Annotated in this window: 13 protein-coding genes and 1 pseudogene; 10 read left to right on the top strand and 4 right to left on the bottom strand. The window is 34.9% G+C overall.

What is annotated here, in order from left to right:
* Complete coding sequence (locus JVU85_RS05960) at positions 1-462, bottom strand: DUF805 domain-containing protein (protein ID WP_002509875.1); 462 nt, start codon at positions 460-462, stop codon at positions 1-3.
* A gap of 636 nt (positions 463-1,098) precedes the next feature.
* On the opposite strand from JVU85_RS05960, the gene JVU85_RS05955 reads away from it, so the two are divergent.
* Positions 1,099-2,703, top strand: a complete 1,605-nt coding sequence (locus tag JVU85_RS05955; protein WP_037579873.1) for a BCCT family transporter — start codon at positions 1,099-1,101, stop codon at positions 2,701-2,703.
* A gap of 264 nt (positions 2,704-2,967) precedes the next feature.
* Here JVU85_RS05955 and cudC read toward each other — a convergent pair whose 3' ends face one another.
* Positions 2,968-3,525 carry a choline uptake/conversion transcriptional regulator CudC gene (cudC, locus tag JVU85_RS05950; protein WP_002508881.1) on the bottom strand — a complete coding sequence of 186 codons (558 nt, stop codon included), beginning with the start codon at positions 3,523-3,525 and terminating at the stop codon, positions 2,968-2,970.
* Positions 3,526-3,730: 205 nt separating this feature from the next.
* Between cudC and betB the strand changes: the two genes are divergently transcribed.
* Both betB and betA read left to right on the top strand, forming a co-directional pair.
* The gene (gene betB / locus JVU85_RS05945; RefSeq protein WP_193325426.1) at positions 3,731-5,221 is read left to right on the top strand and encodes a betaine-aldehyde dehydrogenase; all 1,491 of its coding nucleotides are present in this window, start codon (positions 3,731-3,733) and stop codon (positions 5,219-5,221) included.
* 38 nt (positions 5,222-5,259) lie between these two features.
* Positions 5,260-6,945, top strand: coding sequence for a choline dehydrogenase (gene betA / locus JVU85_RS05940; protein WP_021459665.1), 1,686 nt, complete (start codon positions 5,260-5,262; stop codon positions 6,943-6,945).
* Between the two features lie 124 nt (positions 6,946-7,069).
* On the opposite strand, the gene JVU85_RS05935 is transcribed toward betA, so the two are convergent.
* The gene (locus JVU85_RS05935; RefSeq protein ID WP_002508878.1) at positions 7,070-7,936 is read right to left on the bottom strand and encodes an oxidoreductase; all 867 of its coding nucleotides are present in this window, start codon (positions 7,934-7,936) and stop codon (positions 7,070-7,072) included.
* A gap of 71 nt (positions 7,937-8,007) precedes the next feature.
* Between JVU85_RS05935 and panB the strand changes: the two genes are divergently transcribed.
* The 4 genes from panB (at position 8,008) to JVU85_RS05915 (ending at position 11,297) form a co-directional block, all read left to right on the top strand.
* Complete coding sequence (gene panB / locus JVU85_RS05930; protein ID WP_002508877.1) at positions 8,008-8,817, top strand: 3-methyl-2-oxobutanoate hydroxymethyltransferase; 810 nt, start codon at positions 8,008-8,010, stop codon at positions 8,815-8,817.
* A gap of 4 nt (positions 8,818-8,821) precedes the next feature.
* Entirely contained in the window at positions 8,822-9,676 is an 855-nt protein-coding gene (gene panC, locus JVU85_RS05925) for a pantoate--beta-alanine ligase (RefSeq protein WP_204172139.1), read from the top strand.
* Positions 9,676-10,062 carry an aspartate 1-decarboxylase gene (gene panD, locus JVU85_RS05920; protein ID WP_204171530.1) on the top strand — a complete coding sequence of 129 codons (387 nt, stop codon included), beginning with the start codon at positions 9,676-9,678 and terminating at the stop codon, positions 10,060-10,062. Before panC ends, panD begins: the two co-directional genes overlap by 1 nt.
* Positions 10,063-10,157: 95 nt before the next feature.
* Complete coding sequence (locus JVU85_RS05915; RefSeq protein WP_103388218.1) at positions 10,158-11,297, top strand: CapA family protein; 1,140 nt, start codon at positions 10,158-10,160, stop codon at positions 11,295-11,297.
* A 465-nt stretch (positions 11,298-11,762) separates the two neighbouring features.
* Here the strand turns inward: JVU85_RS05915 and JVU85_RS05910 are convergent, their stop codons facing one another.
* Entirely contained in the window at positions 11,763-12,704 is a 942-nt protein-coding gene (locus tag JVU85_RS05910; protein ID WP_021459661.1) for a nucleoside hydrolase, read from the bottom strand.
* 254 nt (positions 12,705-12,958) lie between these two features.
* On the opposite strand from JVU85_RS05910, the gene JVU85_RS05905 reads away from it, so the two are divergent.
* The 3 genes and pseudogenes from JVU85_RS05905 to rocD all read left to right on the top strand — a co-directional run bounded on the left by JVU85_RS05905 (position 12,959) and on the right by rocD (position 18,242).
* Entirely contained in the window at positions 12,959-14,356 is a 1,398-nt protein-coding gene (locus JVU85_RS05905) for an MFS transporter (RefSeq protein ID WP_204171529.1), read from the top strand.
* Between the two features lie 579 nt (positions 14,357-14,935).
* Positions 14,936-16,579 (top strand): annotated as a pseudogene (locus JVU85_RS05900) (APC family permease).
* Positions 16,580-17,045: 466 nt separating this feature from the next.
* Complete coding sequence (gene rocD / locus JVU85_RS05895; RefSeq protein WP_204171528.1) at positions 17,046-18,242, top strand: ornithine--oxo-acid transaminase; 1,197 nt, start codon at positions 17,046-17,048, stop codon at positions 18,240-18,242.
* Positions 18,243-18,261 lie beyond the last annotated feature (19 nt).

The raw sequence follows: 18,261 nt of genomic DNA, 5'->3' as shown, positions 1-18,261 counted from the left end.
TTAAAAAATATGATTTACGCGTGGGTTTGAACCGTAATCATTTACCTGCTTATCTCCCGGTAGTAAAGAAAAAATCAATATCAAAATGGATACGACTAAGGAGAAAATACTAATAGGGAAAGTGATGATGATTGCAAACGTCCCTGTTGGTGCAATATAGCTCAGTAACTGCGTATACAGTAATGTAATACCAAACAATGTTGGTAATAACATTGTTCTTCCAGAATCATGTAACCTACGTGTTGACACAGCATAATCTGGAACAAAAAAGATTAAAGCGAGTAGTGTGTTTACTATTGAAATACTTTGTTCAGAAAAGCTTAAAACAGTAGCACAAAAAATATTAATCACAGCTGTAAAAATAACATGATTTAATAATATTGGATACCACAGTGCTTTACGTCTAGAACGCCCCTTAAAGTTTAAAGCATTGCGCCAATATTCAGCATAATAAGTCCACATAACATTCCCTCGTTTCATAGATAAAACAATTTTTATAATATCAATACTACTTAAAACGTGTGCCCTTGACAATAACTATTCACTTATTGAAATAAAAATTATTGAATTTAGCAATTTTTACGAGTAATAAATAATGTTACCAAGCAAAATACGCAATATTTACTTTTCAAAAATAATAAAATACAGCGATAAATAAGGACATATGATATTTTGCAGAAGAAATAAAATCAGCTAGAAAATGAGGTTGATATGTCAAATTGAGTTTATGCAGTGCATGCAAAAAATAGCGTGTATTTTAATTTTTTAAAATGGATATTTATACTATAAAAACGAATAAAAATTCACAATTATACTATCGTAAGATTTGTTCATTTCGTTAAATTCAAATTTAACACTATGATTGTGGCGATTTTTATGAGAAAGAAAAATATGTAATATATATATTTATTCATCGTGAAAGATTCTGAAAACTGTATGCAATTTGCATTATTATATATTTTTAGTTAACCTCATGTTTGTGAATTAAATCTTATGCATTTGTTTTCGCGCTAGCGTAATGAAATGTTTGGAATATGAAAATCAATTTGATTGGGGGACCCATTTTTGGATAAAGAAAAAGAACGTAGAAGTAAGGTTATGGATTGGACAACCTTCATAGGTGCTTTTGCTATTTTATTAATTTGTGTTATTCCTATGATGGTTTTTCCAAAAGCAAGCGAAGTTTTTATTACTCAATTAAATGATATAGTGACTACCAATTTAGGTGTCGCATACATAGTTATCGGTTTGGCAGTATTAATTTTTGTACTGTACATTGCATTTGGTAAGTATGGAAATGTCACTTTGGGTCGTGCGAATGACCGACCTGAGTTTAATACATTTAGTTGGGCAGCAATGTTGTTTTGTGCTGGAATCGCTTCTGATATTTTATATTGGGGATTAATAGAATGGGTTTATTATTTCCAAGTTCCACCGCATGGGGCAAAAGGTAAGTCAGCGGAAGCTTTAGAATATGCCACAATGTATGGCATGTTCCATTGGGGACCAATTGCATGGGCATCATTTGTATTGCCAGCATTAGCTATTGGTTATTTGATTTTTGTGAAAAACAAGCCAGTTTATAAAATTAGTCAAACGATGAGACCAATTTTAAAAGGTCACACGGATGGATTTATTGCTAAAATTATTGACGTATTATTTATACTTGGTTTAGTTGGTGGAACGGCGACGTCATTAGCATTAGGTGTGCCAATGGTTTCAGCCGGTTTGGAAAATCTTTTTGGCGTTGACGGTAATAGTATGATTACCAAAAGTATAGTTTTATTAGGTGTTACTGCTATTTTTGCTTATAGTTCATACTCGGGTTTGAAAAAAGGTATTAAAGTTCTCAGCGATGCCAATGTGATATTAGCATTTGTTTTACTAGCATTTGTACTCATTGTCGGGCCAACATTGTATATTTTAGAAAATACAGTGACAAGTGCCGGTAATATGTTTAAAAACTTTTTCCAAATGGCGACTTGGTTAGAACCAGAAGCGAGTATACCTGGTCATAAAGATACGAAATTCCCTGAGTCATGGACAGTATTCTATTGGGGTTGGTGGTTCGTTTATGCGCCATTTATCGGCTTATTTATTGCTCGTATCTCACGTGGCCGTACACTGAAAGAAGTTGTTTTAGGAACGATAATATATGGCACATTCGGTTGTATGTTGTTCTTTGGTATCTTTGGAAACTATGCAGTATATTTACAAGTTTCAGGTACTTTTGATGTTGTAAGTCATATCAATTCGATGGGACCAGAAGCAACCATAATTTCAATTTTAGATCATTTGCCGTTAGGTAAGGTTGTCATTGTATTATTCTGTATCTCAGCTATTTTATTCTTAGCAACGACATTTGATTCAGGCGCATATATCTTAGCTGCTGCATCACAAAATATGGTTATTGGAGAGCCAATCAAAGCCAATCGTCTATTTTGGGCTTTTGCATTATGTTTACTACCATTTTCATTAATGTTAGTAGGTGGTGAGGAAGCGATGACCGTACTTAAAACGGCCACCGTAGTTTCCAGTGTGCCACTGCTAGTCATATTTGTGATGATGATGTACTCGTTTATTCAAACGTTAAATAAAGATCGATTGAAATTACAACGTCGTGCTGATAAATATAAAGAGATAGAACGTCGTTCATTGCGCATTACACAAATTGGTGAGAAAAAGCAAGATGATAACTTATAAATAACAGAAGCGCAAAAGTATTAGTTATAGCGCTAAGCTGTCGACAATGTCACTGACCTTGTCGGCAGTTTTTTTGTGCACTTTCTGCGGTCACTGCCTCAGCCTGTAGTCTTCGGCGTGTGCTGTTCCCACAGAAGTCGGCCCCCGGCAATGATGACTAGTATTGAAAAAAGCTTGGTTTGAAGCGCATTTGCAATGCAGTCAGCTACTGCCAATATAACAAAAGACTAGGACAATCAATATTGTCCTAGTCTCTTGTCTACGTTATTTAATTTCTTTTTGTTCTGGAATTGGGAAATATTCAAAAATTTCACCTGATTCAATAGCGTCACTTAAATTTGCCAGCCATTCATAGTAAGGTAACGTGTCGATAAGTTGCTGTTTAATTGTTTCAGCTTCTGTTTTAGTATCAGCGTCAACCTGTTCATCATTGATGAGCTTATCTAAAAGTTCAACCGCCTCATAAACACCGTCTCTATTAATTTCAATCTCTCGATTCCATTTATGAGGGAAGAAGTTACTGAAGAAATTGAAAAAGTTTTTTTCTGCAATAAAGTGTTGCTTTCTACTACCACGCGTGAATTTTTGTTTCACGATATCGTATTCTTGTAAACGTTTGACACCGGCACTCATACTAGGTTTACTCATTTGAAGTTGTTGACGCATTTCGTCTAAAGTCATGCTTTCTTCAAATAACATCGTGCCATACAAATTTCCGACGCTCCGATTAATACCATACAAGTCCATAGTTGCACCGATTGCATTGATAACAATATCTTTAGCTTGGTCTACTAACACTTCAGGTTGTTCTTTATTCACCATAAGGTGCACCTCCAAATCCATTCATAATATTATTAATAAAATAAGACGCGTTGATACCAATATTACCATAATACTACATGATATTTTGATGTATAGCGTCGATTTTAATAATTAAATGCGTTTGACACACTTTCAATTACTATGCTAACATAAGTTTGTAAAATTCGTTAAATAAAAATTTAACAAAGTTAACGGAGGTATTTTGATGGAACTTGTAAACAATTTATCTCGTCGTCAATATATTGATGGTGAGTGGGTAGATAGTGCAAATAATGAAACACGTAAAATTATCAATCCATATAATCAAGAAACAATTATAGAAGTTGCAGAAGGCACAGCCGAAGATGCTGAACGCGCAATTTTGGCAGCGAGAGAATCGGTTGAATTAGGTGAATGGACTCAAGAAACAAGTGAAGTCAGAGCACAGAAAGTAAGAGCAATTGCAGATGCAATCAAAGCGAATAAAGAAGAATTAGCAAGACTAGAAACATTAGATACTGGTAAGACTTTGGAAGAATCATATGCTGATATGGACGATATCCATAATGTCTTTATGTATTTTGCAGGTTTAGGCGATAAAGACGGAGGTGAATTAATCGATTCACCAATTCCAAACTCAACAAGTAAAGTTGTAAAAGAGCCTGTAGGAGTGGTGACACAAATTACACCATGGAATTATCCTTTATTACAAGCTTCATGGAAAATTGCACCAGCATTAGTAGCTGGTTGTTCCTTAGTTATGAAGCCAAGTGAAATTACGCCTTTAACAACGATTCGAGTATTCGAATTAATGGAAGAAATAGGTTTCCCTAAAGGGGTTATCAACTTAGTCTTAGGTAAAGGATCTGAAGTAGGAGAACCGTTATCTTCTCATCCAGAAGTAGACTTAGTTTCTTTCACAGGTGGAATTCAAACTGGTAAACACATTATGAAGCAAGCAGCGGACCATGTGACAAATATCGCCCTAGAATTAGGTGGTAAAAACCCTAACGTCATCTTTGACGATGCTGATTTTGATTTAGCAGTGGATCAAGCTTTAAATGGTGGTTATTTCCACGCAGGACAAGTATGTTCCGCAGGTTCTAGAATTATTGTGCATAACGATATCAAAGATAAATTTGAAGCAGCACTAATCGAACGTGTAAAAAATATCAAATTAGGTAATGGCTTTGATGAAACAACAGAAATGGGACCAGTCATTTCTGCAGAACATAGAACGAAAATTGAAAACTACATGGAAATTGCAAAAGACGAGAACGCAACGATTGCGATTGGTGGTAAACGTCCAGAGCGTGAAGATTTACAAGACGGTTTCTTCTTTGAACCAACTGTAATTACAAATTGTGATACTTCAATGCGCATCGTGCAGGAAGAAGTCTTTGGTCCAGTAGTAACAATTGAAGGCTTTGATACAGAATCAGAAGCGATTCAATTAGCTAACGATTCTATTTATGGCTTAGCTGGTGGCGTCTTTACGAATGATGTAGGTAAAGCAGAACGCGTTGCGAGTAAGTTGAAAATGGGTACGGTATGGATTAATGATTTCCATCCATATTTTGCACAAGCACCTTGGGGTGGCTACAAACAATCAGGTATTGGTAGAGAGTTAGGTAAAGCAGGACTAGCAGAATATCAAGAAGAAAAACATATATTACGTAATACAAATCCAGAACCAGTGAATTGGTTTGGTAAATAAGAACACAATTAAGACAAACTTAGGAGGTTTTTACACACATGAAACAATCTTATGATTATATAATTATTGGTGGCGGTAGTGCTGGATCAGTACTAGGCGCACGTTTAAGTGAAGATAAATCGAAAAATGTATTAGTGTTAGAAGCAGGACGTAGTGACTATTTTTGGGATTTATTAATTCAAATGCCAGCAGCGTTAATGTATCCAGCAGGTAATAAACTATATGACTGGATTTATGAAACAAATGCAGAACCATTTATGGATGGTCGTAAAGTAGGACATGCCCGAGGTAAAGTGTTAGGCGGTTCAAGTTCTATTAACGGTATGATTTATCAACGCGGTAATCCACTTGATTATGAAAAGTGGGCAGAACCAGAAGGTATGGAAGGCTGGGACTTTGCACACGTCTTACCATATTTCAAACGATTAGAAAATACATTTGGTGCAACAAAAGACGATCAATATCGTGGTCATCATGGTCCGATAAAATTAAGACGTGGACCAGCAGATAACCCATTATTCCAATCATTTTTCGAAGCTGGTGTAGAAGCGGGCTATAATAAGACACCAGATGTGAATGGTTACCGTCAAGAAGGTTTTGGACCTTTCGATAGTAACGTAAGTAATGGCCGTCGTGTGTCAGCTTCAAGAGCATACTTACACCCTGCAATGCGTCGTAAAAACTTAGATGTGTTAACACGTGCATTTGTTACGAAAATTAACTTTGAAAGTAATAATAAAGTTTCTGGCGTTACCTTTAAACGTAATGGCAAAGAACAAACGATAAATGCAAAAGAAGTTATTTTATCAGGTGGTGCCATCAATACCCCACAATTATTACAATTATCTGGAATTGGTGATGCAGAGTTCTTAAAATCTATGGATATTGAACCTCGTATTGATTTACCAGGTGTAGGCGAAAACTTTGAAGACCATTTAGAAGTTTACGTACAACATAAGAGTAAGGAACCAATTTCATTACAACCAAGTTTAAATAAACTAAAAATGCCTTGGATTGGTATGCAATGGTTATTTGCACGTAAAGGTGCAGCAGCATCTAACCACTTTGAAGGTGGCGGCTTTGTACGTTCGAATGACGAAGTAGATTATCCAAACTTAATGTTCCACTTCTTACCAATAGCTGTAAGATACGATGGTCAAAAAGCACCAGTTGCACATGGCTATCAAGTACACGTAGGACCAATGTACTCTAACTCACGTGGTCATTTAAAAATTAAATCAAAAGACCCATTTGAAAAACCAAACTTTGTCTTTAACTATTTATCTACAGAAGAAGATAAACGTGAATGGGTAGAAGCTATTCAAGTTGCGCGTAATATTTTAAAACAGTCAGCTATGGATAAATATAATGGTGGTGAAATTTCACCAGGACCAGAAGTGCAAACACCTGAAGAAATTATTGACTGGGTTAAACGTGATGGCGAAACAGCATTACACCCTTCATGTAGTGCGAAGATGGGTCCGGCATCAGATCCAATGTCAGTAGTTGATCCAGAGACAATGAAAGTACATGGTATGGAAAACTTACGTGTTGTGGATGCTTCAGCAATGCCACGTACAACAAATGGTAATATCCATGCACCAGTATTAATGATGGCAGAAAAAGCAGCAGACATAATTCGTGGTAAAGAATTATTAGCACCTGAGTATGTTGACTACTATCAACACGGTGTTAGTGACAAAGATGCTGGAACAATTAAATAATAGCGTCAAAGCTGTAAAATAATTGTAGAGTAAAAGAACTTGGAACGTGTTTAATGTTCCAAGTTCTTTTTGTATATCTATAGTAAGTGACGATGTAAAATGTTAATTTAAATAGTTTTATGCTTTATAACTTTACATGTTGTTGATAGGCATGAAGTAATTTATAAGTTGTACGAATTGTAGGTATTGCTAAATTGTGTTTAATTCCCTTATGAAAGATAAAACCTTGTATGGCTTCTACTTCTATAGGACGTGAGTGTAAATAGTCATAATACATACTTGTACCCATTTCATCAGGATAACCATTATAAATAGAAAAGATGTCATCAACAATAGTTTGAGGTAACTGAATGCCTTCAGCTTTAGCAACTTGTACACCTTCAAGTAATAAGTCACGACATAATTGTTTAGCCTCTTCAGTTTGTAATACTTTGGCAGGTGTTTGTGTTAACGCAGTAACTGTATTAATACCCAAATTAACAAGCAATTTATACCAAATTTTAGTAGTGATATCGTCTTCTAAAACTAAAGTGAGTTGTGTATGTTGAAGTTGTCGTGCAAGTGCTTGTGTATGTGAATCTTTTTGAATATGAAGTATTTCATCTCGATAGTGCAACACGTTATCGTGCTGCTTTTGGCCACTAATATAGACTACTGCTTGATAGATATGCGGTAGCTGTAAACTATCTGTATTGACGTAACCATTTTGCGCTAAAATTACAAGTGTATTAGAGGAGCAAATCCGTTGTATATGAGGCATTACAGAATCTAATTGATACGTTTTGACAGCAACAAATACAACATCAACCTTACCTTTAGCTTCGGTTAATGGTGTGACATTTAGCGGTTGTGCTACATTATTATCTCCCGGGTAATAATTGATCGTCTTATGTTGACGTCCTAATAAACTTACAGTAGAAAAAGATTTTTTGAGTTCATAAGCGATAGTACAACCTACAGCACCTGGTCCAATTACAGCAAATTTTGTCATATCTTACTACTTCCTTTTTGGGTATGATTTTTATATACTATTGCTAATATTATAACAAATGGGGTTAAATGATGGTTAAAACTATAAGTGATTTATTAACAATGAAACAAAATAAGGAAAAGATATCTATGCTCACTGCCTATGACTATCCAAGTGCCAAACAAGTAGAAGCAGCGCATATTGATACGATATTAGTCGGTGATTCTTTAGGTATGACAGTGCTTGGTTATGACAGTACAGTTCAAGTTACTTTAGACGATATGATACATCATAGTAAAGCTGTGAAGCGAGGCGCACCGAATACGTTTATCGTTGTTGATATGCCTTTTGGGACGGTGGGCAGTAATCCAGACCAAGATATAGCTAATGCAGTTCGTTTATATCAACAAAGTGGGGCACATGCGATTAAAGCTGAAGGTGCACATATTGAATCATTTATTATACGTTGTAAAGCATTAGGCATCCCAGTCGTACCCCATCTTGGGTTAACACCACAAAGTGTCGGTATTATGGGTTATAAAATGCAAGGTGCTTCGACTGAAGCAGCACAACAGTTAGTAGCTGATGCACAACGCATGGAACAAGCTGGCGCAATTATGCTTGTGTTAGAAGCTGTGCCTAGTGACTTAGCACGTAAAATTAGTAAGACTTTGACTATTCCGGTGATCGGTATTGGTGCAGGTGTTGGTACAGATGGGCAAGTATTGGTCTATCACGATGTTTTAAATTATGGTGTAGACCGACATGCTAAATTCGTCAAACAATATGGTGATTTTGCTATAGGTGTTGAAGCATTGCAACAATACCATACAGAAGTGAAAAAGCATGAATTTCCATCAGTTGAACATACGTACAAAAAGAAAGTTTGGGACGAGGAGTAGAACAATGACACAAGTTATTTCAAATATTCAAGAGATGCAATCGTTAATGCTACAATTAAGAAAATCAAATAAATCTATAGGTTTTGTACCTACAATGGGTGCACTACATGATGGTCATTTAACCATGATGCAACAATCTGTGAGAGAGCAAGATATCACTGTTGCGAGTGTATTTGTAAATCCTTTACAGTTTGGGCCTGATGAAGATTTTGATGCATATCCAAGGCAAATTGAACAAGATGTCAGTTTAGTAGAGACTGTAGGTGTGGATTATGTGTTTTATCCATCAGTTGATGATATGTATCCAGCTGAATTAGGTGTAGCGTTAAAAGTAGGTAGACTTGCTACAGTGTTAGAAGGTGCACAACGACCAGGTCATTTTGATGGTGTCGTTACAGTGGTAAATAAATTATTTAATATTATTCAACCAGATGTTGCTTACTTCGGCAAAAAAGATGCCCAACAATTAGCTATTGTTGAAAAAATGGTAGCAGACTTTAATCATAATATTCGTATTGTAGGTGTTGGTATTATTAGGGAAGCAGATGGTTTAGCTAAAAGTTCACGCAATATTTATCTTACTACTCAAGAACGTGAAGAAGCAGTACATTTATACAAAAGTTTGTGCTATGCTAAGCAATTATATGATGAAGGTGAACGTCGCAGTGACGTGCTCATAAAAGGTGTGACACAATGTTTGACCTCTCATACGAGTGGTAATGTAGAAGAAGTTGCTGTATACAGTTATCCAGAATTAAAGGAACAAAAGTACATATCAGGACGTATTTTTATTTCTTTAGCAGTGAAATTTTCTACAGCACGCTTGATCGATAATATTATAATAGGAGAGGTATCTTAATGATTAGAACAATGATGAATGCTAAAATTCACAGAGCCAGAGTGACAGAATCTAATTTGAATTATGTAGGCAGCATTACGATTGATAAAGATATACTAGAAACTGTGGATATTTTACCTAATGAAAAAGTAGCGATTGTAAATAATAATAACGGTGCGCGTTTTGAAACGTATGTTATTGAAGGTGAACGAGGTAGTGGCAAGATTTGTTTGAATGGTGCTGCGTCACGTTTGGTTGAAGTGGATGATATTGTAATTATTATGACCTATGTTGCTCTGAATGAAGAAGAACTCCAGTCACATGTTCCTAAAGTAGCTGTGATGAATGAATATAATCAAATAACTCAAATGTTGCATGAAAAAGAGAGTCAAACGATTCTAGAATAATATAATAAAAGTAATCATATTAAACAAACTTATGTTTTTATGATTACTTTTTTTAATTCATTATTATAATCACACATATATAAGGGGATAATAAAATGAAGAAATATAGACTAACGTTCAGTTTAGTGATTATTTTATTTTTGTGTGTTGGTTATACAACGTTAAATGAACTGAAATATTTGGACAAACATACCTCTGTTGTGGCAGTAGGTGACAACTTAATCCATCCTGTAGTTTATAATGATGCGAGTCAACAAGATGGTACGTTTGATTTTAGTGAAATGTATAAACCAGTAGAACAGTATATTCAATCAGCAGATATAGCGTATATTAATCAAGAATCTCCTATGGGTGGAGATGATAAAGCATTTTCAGGTTTTAAACGTTTTAATACACCAAGCCAGTTAGCACAAAATGTAGTAGCAAGTGGTTTTAATCTTATTAATGGGGCTAATAATCATGCTTTAGATCAAGGAGTAGCTGGATTGGAACATCAAATTGATTTATGGAAGCGTCATCGTACAATGTACACTGGTACATTTAAGTCGTCCGAAGATCGTAATAATATTCCAATTAAAAAAGTTAAAGGTATTAAAGTTGCTATGCTGAGTTATACATATGGTACGAATGGTCTAAAGCGTAAAGCGCCTTATCATATTAATTATTTCGATGAAGCGGTGATTAAACGTGATATTGCTAAAGCGCGTAAATTAAGTGATGTAATTATTGTATCCGCGCATTGGGGCAAAGAAGGCAAAAGTAAGCCTAGTAACAAGCAACGGTATTATGCACAATTGTTTGCAGATGAAGGTGTTGATGTTGTTTTAGGTATGCATCCTCACGTTATACAACCAATGGAATGGGTTGAAGGAAAGCATGGTCAGCGTACTTTGGTAGCCTATTCACTGGGAAATTTTCTTAATGGCCAAGAAACAGGTGACGAGAAAAATATCCTTGGTGGAAGTGTGAATTTTGATATTAACAAAAGTCCTAACGGGGTGTCGATTGAGGATGTACGGTGGAAATCATTAGTCATTCATAATGAAATTGTAGACCCTGGCAATAGCGATAGCAGATATAATTTTGCTGTATATCCGTTACATCGATATCCAACTAAGTTAGCAGATAAACATTCTGTACAGTTTAAAGAAGATAGTGATATGTCTGTAGCGCATTTACAACAACATACACGTTCGATTATAGATGAACAGTTTTTAACTCCAACAAGTTATTGACAGTATAAAGGTGAGCGAGAGGTGTCTAGGAATCATTTCAGTGGATGTAGTGAAAACCGATTTTGTTAGCAGTTTTTGTGCACGCTTTCCGCGGGCACTGCTTCAACCTGTAGTCTTCAGCTAGTGCTATTCCCGCAGGAGTCGGCTCAAATTACTGCTAATATATAGAAAAATCTTTTGGAGTACTAATGTTTAAGGTCTGTTTACTGACAATAAAACAAGAGGATACAGACAAAGTTTTCGGTTTTATTGGCAGATTTTTTGTACAGACTTCCGTAGGCGTTGCCTTAGGCTAGTGTCTTTGGCTAGTGGGCTTTCTTCTGTAATTGGCCAAAAAACTTTCAATATTAAACGAACCTTAGGTGAAAGTAGCCTAAGGTTCGTTTATGTTTAAAGCAAGAGATTGAGACGACAAAATTTTTAATAACACTAGGTCTTTGTAGCGCTTCCTATGTGTGTTGTAAGTTAGTGTGTAACTTTTTTAGCTAAATCAGTAATATATAAGAAAAAGTCATCATGATCAACATGAGTAACAACGTCTACTTCTCGACCGTTAGTTTCATCTTGGTAAATTTTACCTTGGCTAGGACCATCAGTGATAACAGCGGCTTTCACAGTGTATTGATGTACTAATTCAGGTTTACCAATATAAGCAGTTGTTAATACATCCCATAAAAAGTAAGTAGAGTTTGTTTGGAAATGTGTTAGTGGTGGAACTGCTGCGTAACTAACTCCTAAGAAATCAACCCCGATATGATGACGTTCGTCGGCCCATTGTTGTCGAATAGCAGGTGTTAACGGTACTTGATTGGTACTTTCAAGCGCAACCATATCAATTGAAATAGTAGTATTAAATACTGCAGCTACAGCCTCAGGGTCCCAAAAAGCATTCCATTCGGCACTGCCATCATGTTCCGGCTCTTCAACATTACCTTTTGATAAGAATGTGCCTCCCATCCATACTAAACGTGCAATATTGTGTTCTATAGTTGGATTTACTGCTAAAGCTTTAGCTAAATCAGTTAATGGTCCAGTAAATAATAAGGTTACAGGCTCAGAAGATTGACTTACTTTGTCAATAATATCTTGATAGGCGTCGGTATCAAGTATTGTAGACTGTGAAGCGGTAGGTTCATTTAAAATAGGTAAAGCATCCATAAAAAAGGCATGCATACGCCAATCTTTAGGGAATGGGTTTTTGCCACGTTCTTTAGAAGCGGCAACATCTATCTGTGTAGTTGAAAAGCGATTGATAATTTTTTGGGATGCACTCGTTGCAGGTTCTACATAACTATCTGCGCCAATTGCACTTACACCAATAAGATTAATGTTTTCCATTTGTAATAATAAGAATAATGAAATTAAATCATCCACGCCACCGTCATGATTAAAATAAAGTTGTTTCATATGTTTGCACCTCCAAGTTAAATATAACTACTTTATTATACCACGCTAAAAAAAAGTGAATTAAGTTGCTTAACCCTTTAATGAACTTATTTATGATTAGTGTTTTAGCAACTTAGTATTAACTTTAAGTGCATAAATAACGAAAGATATTTTAATTTAGCAAAAGTGTGTAAAATTAAAATTTCTAATTTGGTGTTTATATTTATCTGAATAGGTTATTTGTAAAGGTAGATACAAATAAGGGGTGTTTTTGTGTGAAATTCAAAAAGGAAAACGTGAATCACGTTGATTCAAGTAAAGCCAAAAAAACAGTCGTTGCCACGGGGATTGGTAATGCAATAGAGTGGTTTGACTTTGGTTTGTATGCCCAGTTGGCAGTCATACTTAGTGCAAACTTTTTTGGTAATTTACCTCAAGAAATGCAAATCATTTCAACTTTTGCAGTATTTGCATTTGCTTTTATAGTAAGACCAATAGGTGGTATTTTCTTCAGCCACCTTGGAGATAAATATGGTAGAAAAATTGTATTATCTACTACAATTTTATTAATGGCCGCATCTACGTTGATGTTAGGTCTGTTACCAACACAAGATCAAATAGGCATTTGGGCACCTATTATGTTACTTGTAGTTAGAATGATACAATCCTTTTCAACAGGAGGAGAGTATGCAGGCGCCATGACTTTTATTGCTGAGTCTTCACCTGATAGTACTCGCGGTAAATTAGGAAGTGGCTTAGAAATCGGTACATTGGCAGGTAATATTTTGGCAGCAATATTGGCTGGTACAATGTATGCTTTATTATCAGACCAACAAATGGCTGATTGGGGTTGGAGAATACCGTTTATTATTGCAGCTCCACTAGGTATTGTCGGTATTATTCTGCGTAGTAGTTTGGATGAGAGTCCGGCATATGAATCTACGTTAGAAGAACAAGAAGAATTAGAATATTCTTATTTAGATATCTTCAAATATTATTGGAAAGACGTTATTGTGTGCTTTACTGGTGTAGCATTTTTAAATGTTGCTAACTACATGGTGCTGTCATACATGCCATCATTTTTAAATACCACAATTAATCTAGGTGGTACGATGGGATCTATATTAAGTACGATAACCATGGCACTTATGATACCGGCAGTCTTTTTCTTTGGTTGGTATAGTGATAAAGTGGGCAATAAACGTACAACGATGTTTGGACTTGCAGGATTTAGCTTATTTTCAATTTTGGCATTTTGGCTAATGACTATACCATCCATTCCAGTTGTAATTATAGGTCTCTTTATTATTGCACTGTTTATGTCAACGTTTGAAGGTGTTATGCCTTCACTGTTACCAAGTATGTTCCATACTAAAGTAAGATTGCGAACATTATCATTGGTATATAATATTGGTGCTGCTATTTTTGGTGGCCTAACGCCATTCATTTTATCAACTTTAGTGGAAACAACTGGCCAACAAATTGCACCATCTTATTACTTAGTAGCTATTAATGTTATTGGTTTATTAATCTTTGGCTTTATGTTCAAGTCAACGTCAAATAAATCATTACGTGGTGCATATCCGAATGTAGAAAGTCAGTCAGAGTATGAAGAAGTGATTAAAAATCCTAAAGATGCATTGTGGTGGACAGAAGAAGATAAGCCTCAGTAATGGCTTAGCATATTAAAAAGTAGATAAATATGGGGTAGCAGAGTAATCTTTTGAAAATAAGATTGCTCTGCTCTTCTTTTTTATGCTTATTCGTAGCGTGTAGAATTTTACGGCAGCGTATTTGTGTTACATTAAATCGTACAAAATAAAGGCTAATTTCATGAGAAAAAATGCATATATCACTCGCAAAGTGTAAAAAATATTATTATAGAGAAAAATGTACCAAATTTATAATTTATATGATTATGTAAACGGTTAAATGTTTTTATAAAGGGCTGTATGAGTCAAAGTATTGTTCAGTGGAAAGCATAGAAATTATAAAATTTATGAATAAATAAGTTACATAAGCAAGTGCCGATTTATTGACTGTACGTATAGCATAAACGAAGTTAATTCAAAAAAACGATTATGCATCAATTAGCTATATAACGTATTTTTATACAATTAATGTTATATATTGTTAGCTGTTTGACTGGTTTTTAAATAAGTGTATAATAATCGACTATACAATAAAATGTATATTGTGTATAACAAGAATAAAGATGAGTATAAAAGACAAAAAATGTTATAGGAGTTTGTATGGAAAAACAGAATAAGAGTAATAAGATTAATTTAGCGCAACTCGTACTACTAGGCTTAGGATCACTTATTGGTTCTGGTTGGTTATTTGGTGCGTGGGAAGCATCTTCTATTGCTGGACCAGCAGCAATTATTTCATGGATTATCGGTTTTGCGGTTATTGGATCAATCGCGTATAACTATATTGAAATTGGAACAATGTTCCCTCAATCCGGTGGTATGAGTAACTATGCATAATATACACATGGTTCTTTGCTTGGTTTTATTGCAGCTTGGGCCAATTGGGTATCCCTTGTAACAATTATCCCGATTGAAGCAGTCTCTGCAGTACAGTATATGAGTTCATGGCCTTGGGATTGGGCTAAGTTTATGGGCAATTTAATGGAAGGAGGCTCAATAAGTAATATTGGCTTATTGGCTGTCTTCGTTATTATCATCATATTTTCATTATTAAATTATTGGTCTGTTAAATTATTAACCTCATTCACTAGTCTGATTTCGGTGTTTAAATTAGGTGTTCCATTATTAACAATTATCATGTTAATGATTTCTGGCTTCGATACTGGCAATTATGGGCACTCAGTTGGTACATTTATGCCTTATGGCAGTGCGCCAATATTTGCAGCTACAACAGCTTCTGGAATTATTTTCTCATTTAATGCATTTCAAACTATCATTAATATGGGTTCTGAGATAGAGAAACCAGAAAAGAATATTGCTAGAGGAATTGCCATTTCATTAACATTAAGTGCAGTGCTTTACATAGTGTTGCAAAGTACCTTTATTACATCAATGCCAAGCGATATGCTCCACGGCAATGGTTGGGCAGGTATTAATTTCAACTCACCATTTGCTGATATGGCTATTTTACTTGGATTGAATTGGCTAGCTATTTTACTTTATATTGAAGCAGTGGTTTCACCATTTGGTACTGGTGTATCATTTGTGGCCGTTACAGGTCGTGTGTTACGTGCAATGGAAAAAAATGGACATATACCGAAATTCTTAGGACAGATGAATGAAAGGTACAAAATTCCACGAGTAGCAATTATTTTCAATGCTATCATAAGTATGATAATGGTTTCTTTATTCCGTGATTGGGCAGTGTTAGCGAGTGTTATTTCAACGGCTACACTAGTTGCGTATTTAACTGGACCTACGACGGTTATTTCATTACGTAAAATGGCGCCGCAAATGCATAGACCATTTAGAGCAAGTATGTTGAAATTTATGGCACCATTTTCGTTCGTTTTAGCTTCTTTAGCAATTTATTGGGCGATGTGGCCAACTACAGCTCAAGTGATTTTCATTATTATATTAGGCTTGCCAATTTATTTCTTTTATGAATACAAAATGAATTGGAAAAACACGAAAAAACAAATCGGTGGTAGTTTATGGATTATTGTGTATTTAATTACTTTAGCCTTCTTATCGTTTATAGGTAGTAAGGAATTTAAAGGATTAAACTTAATACATTATCCATATGATTTTGTAGTTATTATCATCGTAGCTTTAATCTTCTATAAATTAGGTACGACGAGTTACTTTGAAAGCATCTATTTTAAACGTGCAAAAAAAATTAATAAAAATATGACTGCACAATTAAAAGCAGAACAACAACTAGACTCAACAACCTCAAAGTAAATATTAATAGAAGTATGAAATAACTCATGCATAAATCCGGCAAATAGCATATGTTCATTTGTCGGATTTATTATTATCTTGAAACTTGCATAAATTGTGTATGTAAATTTGAATGTAATTTTACGTTAACAACAGTTGTAATAGTTTGAGAGTATGTTATACTTATTTTTTCAGAATATTAACAATTTTTAGAATTTCGTGTGTGGCACAACTTATTATACATTTGGATTTTGAAATATTAATTTAAAAGAATTGCTATGACTTTGTTTTTAATGAATGAATAAAGCATGAGCAATAGTTAACACGTAACTAGAATTTAATAATAGATGCAACGTTTATTAATAATTCAAAGCGTGTTTTATAACAGGAAATAAGCTGAAATTTAATTTGACTTATTAACAGTCGAGGTGTATGATAACGAATATTAATTCATTTTTAAGAATAAATATAAAGAGAGAGGGTTTTGATGAACGATTTAAAGAACGATGTAATTACACATACAGATAAGTATAGTTCGATCAATTATAGTCCAATGAATCTAGTTCTATCCAAAGGTAAAGGTGCGAAAGTTTGGGATATTGAAAACAATGAGTACATTGATTGTATTTCAGGATTTTCAGTTGTTAACCATGGGCACTGCCATCCCAAAATCATAAAAGCATTTCAAGAACAAAGCGAACAGATAACGATGGTCTCTCGTGCTTTATATAGCGACAATTTAGGTGTTTGGGAAGAAAAAATTTGTACATTAGCTAATAAAGATAAAGTATTACCCATGAATACAGGTGCTGAAGCAGTAGAAACTGCGATAAAAATTGCACGTAAGTGGGGCGAAGATGTTAAAGGTGTGCCAGAAGGACGCAGTGAGATTATTGCAATGAACGGTAATTTCCATGGCAGAACATTAGGGGCATTGTCTTTATCATCGCAAGAAAGTTATAAGCAAGGTTTTGGACCTTTATTAGATAACATGCATTACATTGATTTCGGTGATGTAACACAGCTAAAATCAGAAATTAATGAACATACATCTGCAATTATTTTAGAGCCTATTCAAGGAGAAGGTGGTGTGAATATTCCATCTGATAACTTTATTGCTCAAGTACGTGAACTTTGTGATGAACATAATATTTTATTTATTGCAGATGAAATTCAAGTTGGTCTAGGTCGTACAGGTAAAATGTTTGCAACGGAGTGGGAAGGTGTAACAGCTGATATATACTTGCTCGGTAAGTCATTGGGTGGAGGATTATACCCCATCTCGGCAGTATTAGCAGACGAGTCAGTCATGAATGTACTTACACCAGGTACACACGGTTCGACTTTTGGTGGTAATCCACTGGCATGTGCAGTGTCTACTGCAGCTTTAGATGTATTAATAGAAGAAAAACTTATCGAAAATTCAGCGACATTAGGTCAACAGTTACTGAACAATTTACAGTTGATTGATAGTGATGTAATCGTCGATGTGAGAGGTAGAGGATTGTTTATCGGGATCGAATTGACAGAAAATGCACAACCTTATTGTTTAGAGATGATTAAAAAAGGTGTGTTATGCAAAGAAACACAAGGTAATATTATTCGAATTTCGCCCCCATTAGTTATTGATGAGACAGAAATCACTAAAGTTATCGATGTAATTACTGAAGTATTACAAAAATAAATTAACTTAAAAGACGGAA

Origin of the sequence: Staphylococcus sp. GDY8P72P, from assembly GCF_016890655.1 — a bacterium.
Classification (GTDB): Bacteria; Bacillota; Bacilli; order Staphylococcales; family Staphylococcaceae; genus Staphylococcus; species Staphylococcus arlettae.
Note: the sequence above shows the minus strand (reverse complement) of the source record. Positions and strands in the feature narration are given on the sequence as shown.

Coding starts and splice junctions, on each gene's coding strand:
- panB (WP_002508877.1), top strand. CDS start 8,008: ATGGTTAAAACTATAAGTGATTTATTAACAATGAAACAAAATAAGGAA.
- rocD (WP_204171528.1), top strand. CDS start 17,046: ATGAACGATTTAAAGAACGATGTAATTACACATACAGATAAGTATAGT.
- JVU85_RS05955 (WP_037579873.1), top strand. CDS start 1,099: ATGGATTGGACAACCTTCATAGGTGCTTTTGCTATTTTATTAATTTGT.
- panD (WP_204171530.1), top strand. CDS start 9,676: ATGATTAGAACAATGATGAATGCTAAAATTCACAGAGCCAGAGTGACA.
- cudC (WP_002508881.1), bottom strand. CDS start 3,525: ATGGTGAATAAAGAACAACCTGAAGTGTTAGTAGACCAAGCTAAAGAT.
- JVU85_RS05935 (WP_002508878.1), bottom strand. CDS start 7,936: ATGACAAAATTTGCTGTAATTGGACCAGGTGCTGTAGGTTGTACTATC.
- betA (WP_021459665.1), top strand. CDS start 5,260: ATGAAACAATCTTATGATTATATAATTATTGGTGGCGGTAGTGCTGGA.
- JVU85_RS05960 (WP_002509875.1), bottom strand. CDS start 462: ATGTGGACTTATTATGCTGAATATTGGCGCAATGCTTTAAACTTTAAG.
- JVU85_RS05910 (WP_021459661.1), bottom strand. CDS start 12,704: ATGAAACAACTTTATTTTAATCATGACGGTGGCGTGGATGATTTAATT.
- JVU85_RS05915 (WP_103388218.1), top strand. CDS start 10,158: ATGAAGAAATATAGACTAACGTTCAGTTTAGTGATTATTTTATTTTTG.
- betB (WP_193325426.1), top strand. CDS start 3,731: ATGGAACTTGTAAACAATTTATCTCGTCGTCAATATATTGATGGTGAG.
- panC (WP_204172139.1), top strand. CDS start 8,822: ATGACACAAGTTATTTCAAATATTCAAGAGATGCAATCGTTAATGCTA.